Annotated in this window: 20 protein-coding genes; 19 read left to right on the top strand and 1 reads right to left on the bottom strand. The window is 39.2% G+C overall.

What is annotated here, in order from left to right:
- Nucleotides 1-20: 20 nt before the first annotated feature.
- From NSQ70_RS16250 to NSQ70_RS16160, 19 genes are all read left to right on the top strand, one after another.
- Complete coding sequence (locus NSQ70_RS16250; RefSeq protein ID WP_342502276.1) at nt 21-602, top strand: ComF family protein; 582 nt, start codon at nt 21-23, stop codon at nt 600-602.
- A gap of 56 nt (nt 603-658) precedes the next feature.
- The gene (locus NSQ70_RS16245; RefSeq protein ID WP_017357864.1) at nt 659-1,078 is read left to right on the top strand and encodes a TIGR03826 family flagellar region protein; all 420 of its coding nucleotides are present in this window, start codon (nt 659-661) and stop codon (nt 1,076-1,078) included.
- A 79-nt stretch (nt 1,079-1,157) separates the two neighbouring features.
- A complete protein-coding gene (gene flgM / locus NSQ70_RS16240; protein ID WP_003213252.1) occupies nt 1,158-1,421 on the top strand; it encodes a flagellar biosynthesis anti-sigma factor FlgM in 264 nt (87 codons plus the stop codon).
- An 18-nt stretch (nt 1,422-1,439) separates the two neighbouring features.
- Complete coding sequence (locus NSQ70_RS16235) at nt 1,440-1,922, top strand: flagellar protein FlgN (RefSeq protein WP_113766912.1); 483 nt, start codon at nt 1,440-1,442, stop codon at nt 1,920-1,922.
- Between the two features lie 15 nt (nt 1,923-1,937).
- Nucleotides 1,938-3,458, top strand: a complete 1,521-nt coding sequence (gene flgK / locus NSQ70_RS16230; protein WP_058336981.1) for a flagellar hook-associated protein FlgK — start codon at nt 1,938-1,940, stop codon at nt 3,456-3,458.
- An 8-nt stretch (nt 3,459-3,466) separates the two neighbouring features.
- Nucleotides 3,467-4,378 (top strand): flagellar hook-associated protein FlgL, encoded by a 912-nt coding sequence (flgL, locus tag NSQ70_RS16225; protein ID WP_008348257.1) that lies wholly within the window; start codon nt 3,467-3,469, stop codon nt 4,376-4,378.
- A 46-nt stretch (nt 4,379-4,424) separates the two neighbouring features.
- Nucleotides 4,425-5,003, top strand: a complete 579-nt coding sequence (locus NSQ70_RS16220) for a DUF6470 family protein (RefSeq protein WP_041091473.1) — start codon at nt 4,425-4,427, stop codon at nt 5,001-5,003.
- 28 nt (nt 5,004-5,031) lie between these two features.
- Nucleotides 5,032-5,466 (top strand): flagellar assembly protein FliW, encoded by a 435-nt coding sequence (fliW, locus tag NSQ70_RS16215; protein WP_025208061.1) that lies wholly within the window; start codon nt 5,032-5,034, stop codon nt 5,464-5,466.
- Complete coding sequence (csrA, locus tag NSQ70_RS16210) at nt 5,460-5,684, top strand: carbon storage regulator CsrA (RefSeq protein ID WP_008348252.1); 225 nt, start codon at nt 5,460-5,462, stop codon at nt 5,682-5,684. Before fliW ends, csrA begins: the two co-directional genes overlap by 7 nt.
- Nucleotides 5,685-5,848: 164 nt before the next feature.
- Nucleotides 5,849-6,190, top strand: coding sequence for a flagellar protein FlaG (gene flaG, locus NSQ70_RS16205; protein ID WP_007499987.1), 342 nt, complete (start codon nt 5,849-5,851; stop codon nt 6,188-6,190).
- 20 nt (nt 6,191-6,210) lie between these two features.
- Nucleotides 6,211-7,725 carry a flagellar hook-associated protein 2 gene (locus tag NSQ70_RS16200; RefSeq protein ID WP_251185084.1) on the top strand — a complete coding sequence of 505 codons (1,515 nt, stop codon included), beginning with the start codon at nt 6,211-6,213 and terminating at the stop codon, nt 7,723-7,725.
- A gap of 17 nt (nt 7,726-7,742) precedes the next feature.
- Nucleotides 7,743-8,147 carry a flagellar export chaperone FliS gene (gene fliS, locus NSQ70_RS16195; RefSeq protein WP_008348247.1) on the top strand — a complete coding sequence of 135 codons (405 nt, stop codon included), beginning with the start codon at nt 7,743-7,745 and terminating at the stop codon, nt 8,145-8,147.
- Entirely contained in the window at nt 8,144-8,485 is a 342-nt protein-coding gene (locus NSQ70_RS16190; protein WP_008348246.1) for a flagellar protein FliT, read from the top strand. Before fliS ends, NSQ70_RS16190 begins: the two co-directional genes overlap by 4 nt.
- A 13-nt stretch (nt 8,486-8,498) precedes the next feature.
- Entirely contained in the window at nt 8,499-8,879 is a 381-nt protein-coding gene (locus NSQ70_RS16185) for a hypothetical protein (RefSeq protein WP_008348244.1), read from the top strand.
- 33 nt (nt 8,880-8,912) lie between these two features.
- Nucleotides 8,913-10,598 carry a methyl-accepting chemotaxis protein gene (locus NSQ70_RS16180; RefSeq protein ID WP_061420320.1) on the top strand — a complete coding sequence of 562 codons (1,686 nt, stop codon included), beginning with the start codon at nt 8,913-8,915 and terminating at the stop codon, nt 10,596-10,598.
- Nucleotides 10,599-10,787: 189 nt separating this feature from the next.
- The gene (gene raiA / locus NSQ70_RS16175; RefSeq protein ID WP_007499992.1) at nt 10,788-11,351 is read left to right on the top strand and encodes a ribosome-associated translation inhibitor RaiA; all 564 of its coding nucleotides are present in this window, start codon (nt 10,788-10,790) and stop codon (nt 11,349-11,351) included.
- Nucleotides 11,352-11,549: 198 nt separating this feature from the next.
- Nucleotides 11,550-14,075: a preprotein translocase subunit SecA gene (secA, locus tag NSQ70_RS16170; RefSeq protein ID WP_035701569.1), complete on the top strand. Its 2,526-nt coding sequence runs from the start codon at nt 11,550-11,552 to the stop codon at nt 14,073-14,075.
- A 67-nt stretch (nt 14,076-14,142) separates the two neighbouring features.
- A protein-coding gene (gene prfB / locus NSQ70_RS16165) for a peptide chain release factor 2 (RefSeq protein ID WP_096881918.1) occupies nt 14,143-15,244 on the top strand; the annotation gives its coding sequence in 2 pieces (ribosomal slippage) (nt 14,143-14,214 and nt 14,216-15,244; 1,101 coding nt in all).
- Nucleotides 15,245-15,368: 124 nt separating this feature from the next.
- Complete coding sequence (locus NSQ70_RS16160; RefSeq protein WP_017368134.1) at nt 15,369-17,162, top strand: M3 family oligoendopeptidase; 1,794 nt, start codon at nt 15,369-15,371, stop codon at nt 17,160-17,162.
- Nucleotides 17,163-17,179: 17 nt separating this feature from the next.
- Here NSQ70_RS16160 and NSQ70_RS16155 read toward each other — a convergent pair whose 3' ends face one another.
- On the bottom strand, nt 17,180-17,914 hold the full coding sequence (locus tag NSQ70_RS16155) for an alpha/beta family hydrolase (RefSeq protein ID WP_041507837.1): 735 nt from the start codon (nt 17,912-17,914) through the stop codon (nt 17,180-17,182).
- Between the last annotated feature and the right edge of the window lie 124 nt (nt 17,915-18,038).

Raw genomic sequence — 18,038 nt, 5'->3', positions numbered from 1 at the left:
TAGCATGTAAGAACCACCTGATGAAGATTCAAGGTCCTACTTGTCCCAAATGCGGAAGAGCGCAATCAAATGATCAATTGTGTCAGGATTGTTCAAGGTGGAATAAACGACGGGATTTTGCTGAAATTCTTGTAATGAATCGGTCTGTTTATGCTTACAACGACTTTATGAAAGATATTCTAGCTCGATTTAAATTTCGAGGTGATACGGCTTTAGCTGATCTATTTAAAAAAGATGTACAGTCAGCGTTTAAACGTTCTTTTTCAATCAAAGAACCGGTGCTTGTCCCAATTCCTTTGAGTAAAGAGAGATTAAAGGAAAGAGGATTCAATCAGTCAATGATGCTTGCTTCCATGATTGGCGGACCTATATTGGAACCACTTATAAAAGTACATCAAAGTAAGCAGTCTAAGAAAAGAAAAAATGAACGTTTACATCAACAGAATTTGTTCCAATTAAGGCAGTCAAACCCGATCGTTCTAAAGGATGTCATATTAATCGATGATATTTATACAACTGGGGCGACAGTCTATCATGCAGCAAAAATTTTAAAAGACGCAGGCGCCAAAAGTGTTTCCTCTTTTACGTTGATTCGTAGTTAAAAATCATGACAATCAACCGATATTAAGAAAAGAAAATAACGTAAGGGGTTTTGGTTATGAATCAATTGGCAAACTGTCCACAATGTAATCAGTTATTTTTAAAAACCACCATCCAAACGGTTTGTAACAAATGCTTTGAAGAAGAAGAACGTTCTTTTGATATCGTTTATAAATTCTTGCGTAAGCAAAGTAATAGACAATCAACCATTGCTGAAATAGTAGACGCAACAGAAGTTGATGAAGAATTAATCCTGAAATTTATCCGTTTAAAAAGACTTCAAATTAGTCAATTCCCGAATATCAATTATCCTTGTGAAAGATGCGGCCAACCGATCAGAAAAAACAAGCTGTGTAGCCATTGTGAAAAGGATATAAAGACGCAAATCAGCCAAATGGACCAAGAAGAAGAGCGTAAAAGGGAGATTGAATCTAGGAAAAAAGACACCTATTATGCCATTAATCCTAAAAACGACTGATTCCCTAAACTAAGTTGCAGTTTGGTCGATAAAATGGATAGAATCAAGACAGACTGTAACGGAAAGCGAGAGGAATCCCGTGAAAATTAATCGATATGGAACACAACCAGTAAATCCTTACAAGAAAACATATGAGAAACAAACGTTGCAATCGAATCAAGCAAAATCAACTGACAAAGTCGAAATTTCTAAAAAGGCAATCGAAATGCAAAAGGTGCCGAATATCATGAAAGAACGTCAAGATAAAATAGACCAAATTAAAAAAAGCATTGAAGCCGGAACATATCAAGTAGATACAAAAGGCATTGCAGATAAAATGTTGAATTTTTATAAACAACAATAACAAAAGGGAGTAGCGTGAATGTCAGTAAAAATAATGATTGAAGAACTGCACCGTCTCTACGGATTACATGAACAGCTTCTAAAGCTGTCTAAGAATAAAACAGAAATGCTGAAAAATAATGAGATCGATGCTCTTTCAGAGGTTCTGAACCTTGAGCAAAAATATATTCAGGCCATTTCACAATTAGAAGAAAAGCGGATTGAAGCAGCAGTTCAATTTTTACAAAGTGATCAATCGCCGACAATCACCGCATGCATCGAAAAAGCTACAGGAACGGATCAAGAACAGCTTATTTCGTTATATGAGAAGCTGAATGACATCATGGTGGAACTGAAAGATGTAAACGAACTGAACAAACAGCTTATTCAGCAGTCACTTCAATTTATTTCACTGACATTCGATCTTGTGAATCCTAACAAAGAAAATATGAATTACGGACAAAATGGTCTTGAGAGTTCAAAGCCTAAACAGCATAGGGCTTTGTTTGATTCAAAGGCGTAAACAAGGAGGATATCTATGGGTTCTACATTCATGGGACTAGAAACGGCAAAAAGAGGAATCACAGCCCAGCGTGCAGGGCTTTATGTCACATCAAACAACGTATCCAATGCAAATACTGATGGCTACTCAAGACAGAGAGTTACCTTTAAAGCAGAGAATCCTTACCCAGTGATTTCTGTTTATGATGGCAAGACATACGGCCAAATGGGGACAGGTGTCCAAGTTGGAACTGTTGAAAGAATTCGAGACAGCTTTTTAGATCTTCAGTATAGAGATCATAACAATAACTTGTCTTATTATGCGACGAAGTCTGATGCTCTTTCACAAATGGAAGGAGTGATGAATGATTTGACAGATGAAGGCTTGAATAGAGCCTTTGATAATCTCTGGAAATCATTACAAGTCTTATCGGAATCGAAAAATGCTGATACTGCTTCAGCCCGTACAGTTGTTAAGACAAGTGCTCAAGCTTTAGTAGATCAATTCCGCCTGCTAAATTCTTCTTTAACAACGATACAAAAGAATTTAAAAACTGAACTCGATTCAACGGCAAAAAATGTGAACACCCTATTAACTCAAATTGATGAAGTGAATAAACAGATTGCAACAGTTGAGCCAAATGGTTATCTTCCCAATGATCTTTATGATACGCGAGACGCTCTTATAGATCAGCTTTCCTCACTTGTTGATATTAAAGTGAGCTACAACCCTTCTGGAGGAAATGCTCTGGAAATTGCTGAAGGAACCGTTAACATCGATATTATCGGTGCAAATGGACAATCTGCTGGAACAATTTTAAATGGCATTACCAATGAAAAATCTGAATTGCAACTTTCCTATGATAATACGACGGGACTTGTTAACTCACTCCAATTTGGAACGACAACCATCGCAGCTGATCAATTACAAGTGAATGGTAAAGTAAAAGCACTTGTTGAGGCGTATGGCTACATGTCTAATGGAGATGAAAAAGGCATGTACCCGGATATGCTTGCTGAGCTGGATGAAGTAGCAAAAGTATTTATGGATGCTTTTAACGACGTCCATAAGCAAGGATACACGTTAAATGGCACAAGTGGACAAGACTTTTTCGATATTGAGAATAACAATGATTTGAATAAAGGCTTGGCAGCCCGTATCAAAGTGAGTGACGTGATTTTAGCATCGACAGATAACATTGCTGCATCTCTTAATCAAACGCAAGGTGATGGTTCGAATGCTACGAAATTAGCTAATATTCAAAACTTAAAGCTACCAATCGGCGGAAATACCACAACAATTCAGGATTACTATCAGAATGTCATTGCCGAAATGGGGATACAAGCTAAAAAGAACATGACCCTTGAAAGCAGTTCAGCAGCTCTTGTGAATTCAGCCAATGAACGCAGGATGTCAACTAGTGCTGTATCTATAGATGAAGAAATGACGAACATGATTCAATTTCAGCATGCGTATAATGCAGCAGCAAGAATTATGACGATGCAAGACGAAGTATTAGATAAAATAATAAACGGCATGGGAGTCGTAGGAAGGTAGGGTAACTGATGCGAGTCACGCAAAGTATGATTTCTCAAAATTCACTTCGAAATATTAGTAAAAGTTATGAAAAACTCTCTAAAATTAATGAGCAGGCACAGTCTGGAAAACGTTTCACAAAAACGTCTGATGATCCTGTTGCAGCAGTGAAAAGTCTTCAGTATAGTACAGCCATGTTTCGAAATGAGCAATACCAAACTAATTTAAATGAGGCACGAAACTGGATTGATACATCTGAAACAAGTGTCACTGAAATAATTGATATCATGTCAAATATACGTGATAAAGTACTTGATGCGGCCAATGGAACAAAACAGCCAGAAGATTTAGCTGCTATCGGAGTGGAAATTGGTCAGATGAAGAATCAAATCATTGATGCAATGAACACGCAGATGTTAGGTAAGTTTGTTTTTAATGGGACGAATACAAACGTTAAACCAGTTGTAGAGAATGCAGATGGTACGTTTACATTTAACTTTGAAAACTATACAGATGCAAACGTGGTTCAGTCGAACATTTCTGATGGAATCACATTAAATGTGAATTCAAATCCTCTTTCAGCTTTTGGTGGACAATCTGCCAGTGGTCAAAATGTCATTGAAATGCTGACTGATTTAGAAAACTCATTAAAAAATGGAACGTTTACAAATTCAGATGATGCATTAGGAAATATCGATCAGTTTAAAGAAGTGATGAGTGCTGAGCGTTCAGATCTTGGGGCTAGATCCAATCGTATCGACTTAGTCGGGAGCCGTTTGACTTCGCAATTTGAAGTGCTGAAAAAGGCTAAATCAGATGCCGAAGATGTAGAAAGTGAAAAAGCCATTCTTGATCTTCTTCAACAAGAGACTGTGAATAGAGCTGCTTTAGCGACGACAGCTAAAGTGATTCAGCCATCCCTTGTCGATTTCTTAAGATAAGAAAAAGCATCCGTTGGGTGCTTTTTTGCATCATGGAGGTGAACCTATGCAAATCCCTAGATTGTTAATGGAGCAAACTTATGCAAAGCTGCAAATGTCGACAACCCCTTCCAAGCAAGAAGTAGAGCAGCCAAGAGCGGATCTTGACATTCAGCAGCCAAGAGCTGTCATGAATATCACAAGGACACCGTCGAAATTAACCATAGATCAAACCGAGGCATTTGCCGATATGGATATTAAGTCGATTTTTAGACGTTCAGAGGAATGGGCGGCTGAGGGGAAACGTGCGATTGGAGAAGGAATGGGGCGTAGAGCGGAAGAAGGAAGTGAACTCATCAAGATCGAGAATGGCGGGAATGCGATTGCTGAGTTTGCGAAAATCAACGGCAGTCCTCCAGCAAAACAATTCAACATCGGTGTGATTCCTTCATTTTTTAGTGTGAAAATTCACTATCAGCCATCTGAACTTAAAATTGATGTGGAGCCGCAAAAAGCTATTATAGAGGCAACACCTCATAAACCAATTGTTAACTACCAGCCAGGTAAAGTTCATATTGATATGTTACAATACCCAGAATTAAAAATAGAAGTTGACGAAACAGGTCAAAATGGTGATAAGGTATAGTTAAGAAAAATGAAAAAGGTCGTGAATTATGATCATTCAAACAAAATACCATGGCGAAGTGACGATTAAAGAGGAGCAAATCATTCACTTCTCTAATGGGATACCAGGATTTCTGGATCAAAAACAATTTGTCATTTTACCTTTATCAGAAGAATCCCCATTTTTAGTTCTTCAATCTTTGAAAAATGCAGAACTAGGCTTTATTGTCAGCAGCCCATTTTTGTTCTTCAATCAATATGAATTTGACTTAGAAGAATCGGTTGTAGACATTCTTGGGGTAGAAGATGCCAATGATGTGGAAGTCATGGTTATTTTAACAATGGGATCTTCTATTGAAAAAACGACAGCCAATTTAAGAGCGCCTATTATTGTGAATCGGAAAAACATGAAAGCCAAGCAGGTCATTTTGCATGATTCAGCCTATCATACAAAACATTTGTTAGAGGTGGCTTCCTCATGTTAGTTCTATCTCGTAAATTAAATCAATCGATTCAAATAGGCGACGATATTGAAGTTAAAATTATTGCGATTGAAGGCGACCAAGTAAAAGTCGGAATTGAGGCTCCTAAGCATATTGATATTCACAGGAAGGAAGTATACCTGTCTATTCAAGAAGAAAACAGCCGTGCTGCTAGCTTGTCCTTTGATCTACTTTCTCAATTATCCTCACAAAAAAAGTGAGGATTTTTTTATCCAATTCGTCTTTAAACCTCCGTGTACAATCATTTCTATGTAGGGGTATGACACCATCTATATGAAACTTTAACAAATCGGTTCATCTATATTTAATTTAAAAATTCAAAGCCGATATAAAAGGTAGATTAAAGCACAGGAGCTGAATAACTATGTCTGTTGGTAAGTTAACTTCGCTAGAGCCACTGATTGATGCATTTCAAACCCGTGTTACGAATCATCAAAATGACAATGCAAACACTGATTTACAAGCAAATGGAAAAGTCGTTTCAAAAGAAGAAATTGAGAAAACGCTTCAAGGAGCAAATAAGCTGATTGAACCTACTCAATTTCATCTTCAATTTGAATTACATGAAAAACTCAATGAATATTATGTCAAAGTCGTAGATAACCAAACCGAAGAAGTCATTAGAGAGATTCCTTCCAAAGAATGGCTTGATTTCTATGCGGCAATGACAGAGATTGTCGGTTTATTTGTCGATAAAAGAATGTAATTGAAGGGAGAACATAAACAATGGTTAATCGAATTACTGGATTTTCAAATGTATTTGATATTGATGAAATCGTCTCAAAGCTAATGAAAACTGAGCAAGCACCGCTTGATAAAATGACACGCCAGAAACAAACACTTGAATGGCAAAGAGACAGCTATCGCGAGGTCAATTCAAAGGTCAAAGAATTAGATGATTTGATCAATAGTTTAAATTTAACGCGTCCAACTACATATGGCGCAAAAAAGGTCACAAGCTCCGATGAATCTGCTGTCACAGCAACTGGATCAACAAATGCTACCTCTGGCTCGATTAATGTGACCCAACTAGCGACAGCTTCCGTATTCAAATCTTCTGGTCCATCTGGATTTACTGCTGCAAACGGTACGTTCACATTTGAGGTGACGACACCAGATTCTACGACACCCAAAACAGTGACCATTAATACGACTGATAAAGATACCCTTGATTCAATCGTGTCAAAATTGAACAACGCTCAACTAGGTGTCACGGCTTATAAAGGCCAAATCTTTGATGGGACCAACTACGTGGATACAATCGCTCTGACTTCCCGTACGACTGGAGAAGGTGTCAGTATTAAGGCAGCGGATGGTAATTCTGCTTCATTTTTAACGCAATTAGGATTCCAAGTGGATGGAGATAATAAATTAGTTGCGACTACTCAAGGGCAGAAAGCGCAATACGAAATTAATGGTCTCAAAATGGAAAATAACAATAATACCTTCACGCAGGCTGGTATCACATATGAACTTAAAGGAACAACAGATAAGCCTGTCAGTTTGAACGTTTCAACAGATGTCGATGCCATCTTTGATAAAATCAAACAATTCGTTGATAAATACAATGAACTTGTTGAAGAGATCAATGGTAAAGTCAACGAAAAAAGAAATAGAGACTATTATCCATTAACAGCAGAAGAGAAAAAAGCCATGTCTGACAAAGAAGTCGAGCTATGGGAAACGACTGCGAAGTCAGGCTTGCTGAGAAGTGATTCAATTTTACGATCTGGTGCATCTAAAATAAGAAGTGATTTTTATGTTGATATTACGACAAGTGATGGGAATAAAATTCACATGACACAAATCGGAATTGCCACTTCAGATAAATATAAAGATGGCGGAAAGCTTGTCATTGATGAACCGAAACTAAGAAAAGCCATTCAAGAAGACCCACAGAAGATTAGTCAAATATTTATGTCAGGTTCGCTAAATGTAGATTCAAAAGATAAAGATAAAGCGCAGCAGCAATATAAAGAACAAGGAATTATTCATCGTATCAAAAATTCCTTATCAGCCTTTTCAAAGAGCATTCAAACAAAGGCTGGTAGCACAACGATGGCATCAAAGGAATACGGACTTGGTAAGGACCTTGATTCTTTGACTCAACGAATGAGCACATTCCAAGATCGTTTAAAAATGGTGGAAGCTCGTTACTACAAAAAGTTTAACGCCATGGATAGTGCGATTCAAAAGCTAAACAACCAATCTGGCTATCTTTCTCAACTGCTTGGACAATAATTGGAGGTTTATAACATATGGCAATTCAGAACCCTTATGCCGCCTATCAGAAAAATTCTATTGAGACCGCAACACCGGCCGAGTTAACGCTTATGCTTTATGAAGGATGCTTAAAGTTTATTAGACTAGCAAAGCATGGCATTCAAAAAGAAGATGCTGAAATGAGAAACTTGAACCTGAAAAAGGCTCAAAACATCATCCAAGAATTAAATGTCACCTTAAATCGTACGTATGATGTATCAAAGAGCATGGCAAGTATGTATGACTACATCTATCGAAGACTGATTGAAGCCAATCTGCAAAATGACGAAGAGATCCTGAATGAAGTAGAGCAATATGTGACTGATTTCCGAGATGCTTGGAAGGAAGTCATTCAAACCGATCGAAAAGGGCGTCACCACTCTATTGGAGGATCTCTATGAGTATTGTGGACCAACTGCACGACCAAACGTTAAAAATGGCAGCGGAAATAGAGGCCAACCCGCAAAGTGAGACACTCGTTGAAGACTTTGATGCTTTTTTAGTTGAGAGAGACGAACTAATGAGAGACATTCAACATGAGCTTTCCGTTCAAGAAAAAGAGAAAATCAAAGAAATCATTCAAACAGATCAACTGATGGCCAAGCAATTAACGGAGATTCAAAATGGGATCAAGGCAGATATTCAAGCCATTCAACGTAAGAAAACAAAACAGCTGAATTATCAAAATCCGTATCAGCCCATGACAAGTGATGGCGTATACTACGATAAACGGAAATAAATAGGTGAGACCTATGGCGTATCGTTCAGATGACTATATTTTATTAACCACATATTATGACCTTCTATATACGATAGAAGAGAGTCTAAAATATTTAGATGAAATTGAGAAGGATTTCGCTAAAACAGAAGGGGATCGGATCTTTAATGATCTGATCCATGCCTTCTTTCATTTAGAGACAACACACCCGCTTCTGCTTTCAATTATTGAAAATGAGCACTTTGCCAAGACGATTCGATCGTTTGACCAAATTTTTTTAAGTTTCGATATACTAGCTTTCTATACATTCCCTTCAAATCACTTCCAGTCATTCCTTACATCATATTTTATACCTGAATATAGAAAGTGGATGGATGAAATACATGCCTGTATGAGGCCGTATGTCATTCATTAATTTTTGTTCAATTCAGACCATTCGGAGGAATTTATGAGACTAAAAAATCAATTTTTATTTGGGCTTATTGTCATATGTGTATTATTTGTCAGTATTTTGGGGTTTTCTAGTTTTATTTATTACAAAACAGATCAATCGTATAAAGCACTTCTCACCAAAGAAGTAAAGCTGTACCAGACCTCGCTGGAATTAGAGGCACTGCTACAAAAGCAAGAAGCACAAATTAAAACGTATGTGGTTGTTCAAGATGCTGAAAATTTACAGAAGATTGAGCAAACATATGAAGAAATCAATAAGAAAACAGCTGAAGCATCAAAAATGAGCACTGTTAAACAAGCAAAAAATCTGTTAGATCAAATTTCTGAAAAAAATTATCTTTACTACACCTCAACAAATCGATTATTTAATTCATTGAATATGCAAAATCAAAAAGAATTCAACACCCGCCTCAGTCAAGAATTACAACCTATCGAACAAGAAATACATACCTTTACAAAAGAATTTGCTCAAACACAATTGAAACAGCGGGATCAAAAAATCAGTCAGCTCAATGAAGAAAGTAACCAATTATTGCTGACGCTTATTCTCGTTAGCGCAGCGATTATAGTCGGCTTTTTAGTCATTGGCACAAGGTTTGTTCATCGTATGACAAAACCGATTGTCTCTGTCACACATGCAGCAAGAAGAATGGCAGATGGTGACCTCACACTTGAAGAGATTGAAGTAACCTCTAAAAATGAAATTGGCCAGCTCGGTACGGCTTTTAACCAAATGACAGCTCATTTGCGTCAGCTCATCTTACAGGTGCAAAACGGGTCAAGGCAATTAGCTGATTCTGCTGCTCAATTTGAAGAAACCATCAGTCAAACCATTTCGGCTAGTGAACAGACGTCTAGCTCGATTGAACAGGTCAGCGAAGCTTCACGTGAACAATCGGATGCAGTAGGAAAAGTAGCTTCGGCGATTCAAGAAGTCTCGACTGGTATGCATAATGCCGCTGAACATACGTCTGATGTTTCGGGTCACTCAATTTCAGTGACTGAAAAGGCTGAAGAGGGCGCATCCCTCATTCAACAATTTGTGAAACAAATGAGTTCTATTAAGGAATCTGTGAATGAACATCATTCTACAATGGCCAATGTACAAGTACAGTTTACCGGCATTCAAGACCTGCTGGGGAATATTCATGCCATTGCAGATCAGACAAATTTACTTGCTTTAAACGCAGCCATTGAAGCAGCAAGGGCTGGGGAACATGGACGAGGTTTTGCTGTTGTTGCAGATGAAGTCAGAAAGCTGGCGGAAGAATCAAGTCAGCTGACTGATCAAATTAGTCATCTACTCGCCAACGTGAACAAAGATACTGAAAGATCGTCTCAGTCTATGACGAAAGTGGAACGAGATGTAGCAGAAGGTGTGAAAGTATCGCAATTGTCTGAACAGAGCTTTCAAGAAATTCTGGAATCCATCCGTGATATCTCGATGAAAGCAGAGGAGCTTTCTGCCACGACAGAGCAAATCTCAGCTAGTACAGAAGAAATATCTCAAACAATTGGTGTGATAGAAGAAGGAGCCAAGCGAAATTCTGAGGAGACAGAGTACATGTCGGCGGCTGTTGAAGAATCACTAGCGGCGAATGAGGAAATGAAAGCAGCTGCGGAAGATTTAAAATCTTTGTCTCAATCACTGAAAACATCTATTTCATCTTTCAAGATTTAACAGTGCGATGGTCTTTTTCAAGATTCAAGCGAATATATATTCATCACCTATCAAGTAAAAGCTGAAGCACCGCAGGATTCGACAAATTTCAATAAAAATTCACATTTTTTTTACGTTTGAGCAGGAGAAAAGGAGGGAAAGGTAGAAATAAGTTTACATATCCTTAATTTTAAAGGAGGCGTTCTTTACATGAATTACAATGTCCGAGGAGAAAACATCGAAGTAACACCTGCACTAAGAGATCATGTCGAGAAAAAAATTGGAAAGCTGGAGCGTTATTTTGAGTCAGATGTTGATGCTTCAGTCAACGTGAACTTGAAATTTTACAACGATCAAGAATCTAAAGTTGAGGTTACCATTCCAATGACTGATCTAGCACTTCGAGCAGAGGTGCATAATGAGGATATGTACAATGCAGTAGACCTAGCAACCAGTAAATTAGAACGTCAAATTAGAAAACATAAAACGAAAGTGAACCGTAAATTCCGTGAGCAAGGTGCGAAAAAGCATTTATTTGCTGGAGGAAACGGTGCGTCCGAAGTAGCAGTTCAAGATGACGAAGAGATTGATGAAACAGAAATCGTCAGACAAAAACGCTTCAATTTAAAACCAATGGATAGCGAAGAGGCCATTCTCCAAATGAACATGTTAGGTCACAGTTTCTTTGTCTTCACAAATGCTGAGACAAATTTGACCAATGTGGTATACCGCCGAAATGACGGTAAATATGGACTCATTGAGCCGAACGCTTAATCATTCGTTCCTTTTGATCCGAAAATGACCTAAAAAAAGTAAACCCGCTCCCTTCATTAGGGGCGGGTTTTTTGTGCTAAATCATTGCAAATTCTTTGGAAATCAAGGAAGGTATGGTATGATAAATGCAGGTAAATATGGACCTGTCAAACTTTTGGACATGCCGAAAAATTGCATGAAATAGAGGAGCGTTATTATATGCTTGGAATCTTAAACAAAGTGTTTGATCCTACGAAACGTACGATCAGCCGATATGAAAAAAAGGCAAATGAAATCGAAGCTCTCGCTCAAGATTTTGAGAAATTATCTGACGAGGCTTTACGAAATAAAACGATCGAATTTAAAGAAAAACTTGAAAAAGGACAATCTGTAGACGACCTTTTGGTTGAAGCATTTGCAACGGTTCGTGAGGCTTCCCGCCGCGTGACAGGAATGTTCCCATTTAAGGTGCAGCTCATGGGGGGGATTGCCCTACATGAAGGGAATATCTCTGAGATGAAAACAGGTGAAGGTAAAACGTTGACATCAACGATGCCTGTTTATTTGAATGCTCTTTCTGGAAAAGGCGTCCACATTGTAACAGTCAACGAATATTTGGCAAGCCGTGATGCAGAGGAAATGGGCAAGATTTTTGAATTTCTTGGATTAACGGTTGGCTTGAACTTAAACAGTTTAGACAAAGATGAAAAAAGAGAAGCGTACGCTGCTGATATCACGTATTCAACAAACAATGAGCTTGGCTTTGATTATTTACGAGATAACATGGTGCTGTATAAAGAGCAAATGGTTCAAAGACCACTTCATTATGCCGTCATCGATGAAGTTGACTCCATCTTAATTGATGAAGCGAGAACACCTCTTATTATTTCTGGACAAGCTGCAAAATCGACGAAACTTTACGTACAAGCAAATGCCTTTGTTCGTACGTTAAAAATAGAAGACGATTTCACTTATGATATTAAAACAAAAAGTGTACAGCTGACTGAAAGCGGAATGACGAAGGCGGAAAAAGCATTTGGCATCGAGAACTTGTTTGATGTCAAACATGTTGCTCTTAACCACCATATCGCGCAGGCTCTTAAGGCGCATGTTGCGATGCAAAAAGACGTTGATTATGTTGTGGAAGATGGTCAAGTCGTCATCGTTGACTCCTTCACAGGACGTTTAATGAAAGGACGCCGCTATAGTGAAGGTCTGCACCAAGCCATTGAAGCAAAAGAAGGTCTTGAAGTGCAGAATGAAAGCATGACACTTGCAACCATTACGTTCCAGAACTATTTCCGTATGTATGAAAAGCTATCTGGTATGACAGGTACAGCGAAAACGGAAGAAGAGGAATTCCGTAACATTTACAATATGCAAGTTGTCACAATCCCAACCAATAAACCGGTTGTGCGTGATGACAGACCTGATTTAATTTACCGTACAATGGATGGCAAATTTAAAGCAGTAGCTGAAGACGTCGCACAGCGTTATATGACAGGACAGCCGGTCCTTGTCGGAACTGTTGCGGTTGAGACATCTGAATTGATTTCAAAACTGCTTAAAAATAAAGGCATCCCTCATCAAGTGTTAAACGCGAAAAACCATGAGCGTGAAGCACAAATTATTGAGGAAGCTGGACAAAAAGGTGCCGTCACAATTGCGACAAACATGGCGGGACGTGGAACAGACATCAAGCTTGGCGAAGGTGTGAAAGAACTAGGCGGTCTTGCTGTTATTGGGACAGAGCGTCATGAATCACGCCGTATCGATAACCAGCTCCGTGGTCGTTCTGGTCGTCAAGGAGACCCAGGGATTACTCAATTCTATCTCTCAATGGAAGATGAATTGATGCGCCGATTTGGCGCAGAGCGGACAATGGCGATGCTTGATCGCTTCGGTATGGATGACTCTACTCCAATTCAAAGTAAAATGGTCTCAAAAGCTGTTGAATCTTCTCAAAAACGTGTTGAGGGGAATAACTTTGATTCCCGTAAGCAGCTTCTGCAATATGATGATGTTCTTCGTCAACAGCGTGAAGTTATTTACAAACAGCGTTTTGAAGTCATCGATTCTGATAACTTGAAATCGATTGTGATCAATATGATTCAATCGTCTATTGAGCGGGCTGTTGGATCTTACACGCCGAAAGAAGAACTTCCAGAAGAATGGAAACTGGATGGTCTTGTTGAATTAATCAACACGAACTATTTAGATGAAGGTGCCATTTCGGTCAAAGATATCTTCGGTAAAGAAGCAGATGAGATCACCGAATTCATCATGGAGCGGATTAAAGAGAAATATGATGCAAAAGAAGAGACATTTGGCGATGAACAAATGCGTGAATTTGAAAAAGTCATCGTTCTTCGTGCAGTAGATTCTAAGTGGATGGATCATATCGATGCAATGGATCAGCTGCGTCAAGGAATCCATTTACGTGCATATGCACAAACCAATCCGCTTCGTGAGTATCAAATGGAAGGTTTTGCGATGTTTGAGCATATGGTCGCTTCAATTGAAGATGACGTCGCTAAATATGTGCTAAAATCAGAAATCCAAAACAACCTAGAACGTGAAGAAGTCGTTCAAGGACAAACAACTGCTCATCAACCTCAAGAAGGCGATGAGGAGAAAACAGTGAAGAAAAAGCCGGTGCGTAAAGTGGTGGATATCGGAAGAAACTCACCGTGTCACTGCGGAAGCGGCAAGAAATATAAAAATTGTCATGGGAAGACAGAATAAGTAATGGAAAGAGGTGAAAACCTCTTTCTATTCATGTCAGCCCCCATACATCTATGAGGTGAAGGATATGGAATTAGTAGAAATTAGACAAGAGCTTGAAAATATGGCTAGCAGGCTAGCTGATTTTAGGGGGTCTCTTTGACCTAGAAACAAAAGAAGTCAAAATCGCAGAGCTTGAAGCGACGATGTCAGAGGCTGATTTTTGGAACGATCAGCAAAAGGCTCAAGGGGTAATCAATGAAGCCAATGCACTAAAGGATTCTGTGAACTCCTATCATGAACTCAGTGAATCGCATGAAGAACTACAAATGACACATGACTTATTAAAGGAAGATTATGACGAGGAGCTTCATGCAGAGCTTGAAAAAGAGCTGAAGAACTTAACGAAGCAGTTTAATGAATTTGAGCTACAGCTTCTTTTAAGCGAACCTTATGATAAAAACAATGCCATTCTTGAGCTTCACCCAGGTGCAGGTGGTACTGAATCACAGGACTGGGGTTCTATGCTACTCAGAATGTACACTCGCTGGGCAGAGCGCAGAGGCTTTAAGGTCGAAACACTTGATTACCTTCCTGGTGATGAAGCGGGAATTAAGTCTGTGACATTACTGATTAAAGGACATAACGCTTACGGTTACTTAAAAGCAGAAAAAGGTGTCCATCGTTTAGTCCGTATTTCTCCATTTGATTCATCTGGCCGTAGACACACCTCTTTCGTTTCCTGTGATGTCATGCCAGAATTTAATGAAGAAATTGATATCGATATTCGTACAGAGGATATTAAGGTGGATACGTATCGTGCAAGTGGTGCAGGGGGTCAGCACGTCAATACGACGGACTCTGCGGTTCGTATCACACACATCCCAACAAATGTCGTCGTGACGTGCCAAACGGAAAGATCCCAAATCAAAAACAGAGAACGTGCAATGAAAATGCTGAAATCTAAGCTTTATCAAAAACGGATCGAAGAACAGCAGGCGGAATTGGATGAAATCAGAGGAGAACAGAAAGAAATTGGCTGGGGAAGCCAAATTCGCTCATATGTTTTCCACCCATATTCTCTTGTGAAAGACCATCGTACCAACACGGAGATGGGAAATGTTCAAGCGGTGATGGATGGAGATTTAGATTCCTTTATCGATGCGTATTTACGTTCAAAATTATCATAAAAACTCGGCTTCTTGCCGGGTTTTTTTTATTGTGAGAAAATATAATGAATATAAAGGAATACATATGCCATACTGACTCTATATCCTTTGTATGATGAAATTAGCAATTAAAGGGGGAAATAATTTGGGATTAAAACCATTACAAGAGACGTGGGATTTAGATGCCTTTTTTAAAGGAGGCAGTTCTTCACCAGAATTTAAGACATACCTGCAAAACATTCAGCAGCTATTAGATGAGTTACGACAAAAGGTAGATGCCTTTTCAAAAGAAGATACACAAATTGAAAAAAAGTTAACAGCTGTCCTTGAAACGTATGAAATCACATATAAAAAACTAGCGCAAGCAGGTTCATTTGTATCCTGTCTACAATCTCAAAATACAAAGGATATGAAGGCGGGCAGTCTCCGAGGGTCTATTGCCAAGCTGGAAGCTGAATTAGGAACCATTCTAGCAGGGTTTGATCAATCACTTGCTGAGATTCCTACTAGCCAGTGGGAAGAATTAATGGATTCAGCCGCTTTTTCAGATGTTCGTTACATATTAAATGAACGAAGAGAACATGTGAAAGATCAGCTGCCTGTTGAACAGGAAACACTCATTCAAAAACTAGCAGTAGATGGGTATCATGCGTGGGATGAACTTTATTCTAGCTTGGTGAACAAAATTACCATTCCATTTGAGCAAAATGGTGAAACACAAATGATCTCTGTAGGCCAAGCAGAAAATGCGATGGATGATTCAGATCGTGAAGTAAGAAAAGCCGTGTATCATAATTTAGAACATGCATGGACACAGGATGAACATTTGTTTGCAAGCACACTCAATCATCTCGCTGGTTTTCGTCTACAAGTATATGAAGCAAGAGGATGGGATCATATATTAAAAGAGCCCCTTGATATTTGCCGGATGAAACAAGAGACGCTCGATACAATGTGGTCTGTCATTGATGAACATAAACAGCCATTCATTGATTATTTACAACGTAAAGCTGACATGCTTGGGGTTGATAAACTAAGCTGGTTTGATGTGGGAGCGCCTATTGGAAGTGAGACAAAAACCTATTCTTATCAAGACGCAGCCGCTTTTATTATCAAGCATTTCGCAGGGTTTGGAAAAGAGCTTGCTGCTTTTACTGAAAAAGCTTTTAATGAACGCTGGGTAGAAGCTGAGAATCGCCCAAACAAACGAGTGGGCGGTTTCTGTACGAATTTCCCTGATAGCGGAGAATCACGTATTTTTATGACTTTCTCAGGGACTCCATCCAATGTAGCGACACTAGCACATGAGCTTGGTCATTCGTTCCATCAGGAAGTCATGCAGGATGTTCGGATGTTAAATCGTAAATATGCGATGAATGTAGCTGAAACTGCGTCGACATTCGCAGAAATGATTGTGGCAGATGCTTCATTAAAAGAGGCGGCCAATGAAGAAGAGCGTCTCAGTTTGCTAGAGGATAAGCTGCAGCGCAGTGTGGCATTCTTTATGAATATTCAATCACGCTTCTTATTTGAACAACGTTTTTATGAAGAGCGCAAACAAGGAGAAGTGCCAGCTGACCGCTTGAATGAGTTGATGGTAGAAGCACAGAAGGAAGCCTTTGGTGACTCTTTAGATGAATACCATCCGCATTTCTGGGCGTCTAAACTGCATTTCCATATTACAGGGGTCCCGTTTTATAACTTCCCTTACACCTTCGGGTACATGTTCTCGCTAGGTATTTACGCGAAAGCATTGCAAGCCGGGGCATCATTTGAAGAGAAATATATTGCGCTATTAAAAGATACAGCGTCAATGACTGTAGAAGATTTGGCATATAAGCACCTAGGTGTCGACCTGACTCAAAAAGCATTTTGGGAAGAGGCCATTTCACTGGCTGTGGCAGATGCTGAAGAGTTTTTAGAAGCGACGAAGGCATAAAAAATGAAAAGCTCCCATTACGGGAGCTTTTTTGCTGGTTTTAACCATTCCAGCATCGTCTGAACGATGTCTTTTTGTTGCGTGAGGACTGGAATATCTGCAGGCTGATCCCCTTTTTGTTTGCCATACATGCCAAATTGAGCATGATTACCGCCTTTTATCTCATGGTACACCGTTTGAGAAGGTAGCTGTTTTTTCGATTTTTTGATTTTTTCTTGTGTCGCCAGCCCATCTTTTTCGCCTGAAATAGATAATACTTGCAAGGAAGCCTGTTTCAAATCATCTGATGCAGGATAGGAGGCAAGGAAAAAGAGGCCGTCCAGCTTGCTTTGATTTTTCTCTGCATACATAGCGGCAGCTGTCCCGCCTAGCGAATGTCCGCCAATGTACCAATGCTTGATGGCTGGATGACTTTTGAGGATATCCTCTGCCTTCTTCGTATTAAAAATCGCGAAGGAAAATGGCATGTCTGGGATAAAGACCGAATAGCCTTTCTTCATCAGCGCATTCCCTAGATAGGCATAAGCAAGAGGTTCAACTTTTGCCCCAGGATATAGAATGATGCCAGTATCGCTTTTTGATGCTTCAAATGAATATACCCCATTTTTATGATCGACCTGCTCAATCTTCATCTGCTTTTTTAACGCTTCCGATGGTCCATATGTAAAGCGGCTCCATGTATAGAAAGCACCAAAAGCTAAGATGATGAGTGCAAGTAATGTAATACCGGTGACCTTCAGTATTTTCTTCATCGTATGTCCCTTCTTTCTCATGTACATATTAAATATACCATCATTTACTCTTCTGCCAAACGGCAAGTACGCTGATCCGGCTGTGTGATAAAGTATTAATCCATTAGCACTGCATTTGGCTGTT

It is taken from the genome of Bacillus sp. FSL R5-0397 (assembly GCF_038593395.1).
In the GTDB taxonomy this organism is placed as follows: Bacteria; Bacillota; Bacilli; order Bacillales; family Bacillaceae; genus Bacillus; species Bacillus altitudinis.
Note: the sequence above shows the minus strand (reverse complement) of the source record. Positions and strands in the feature narration are given on the sequence as shown.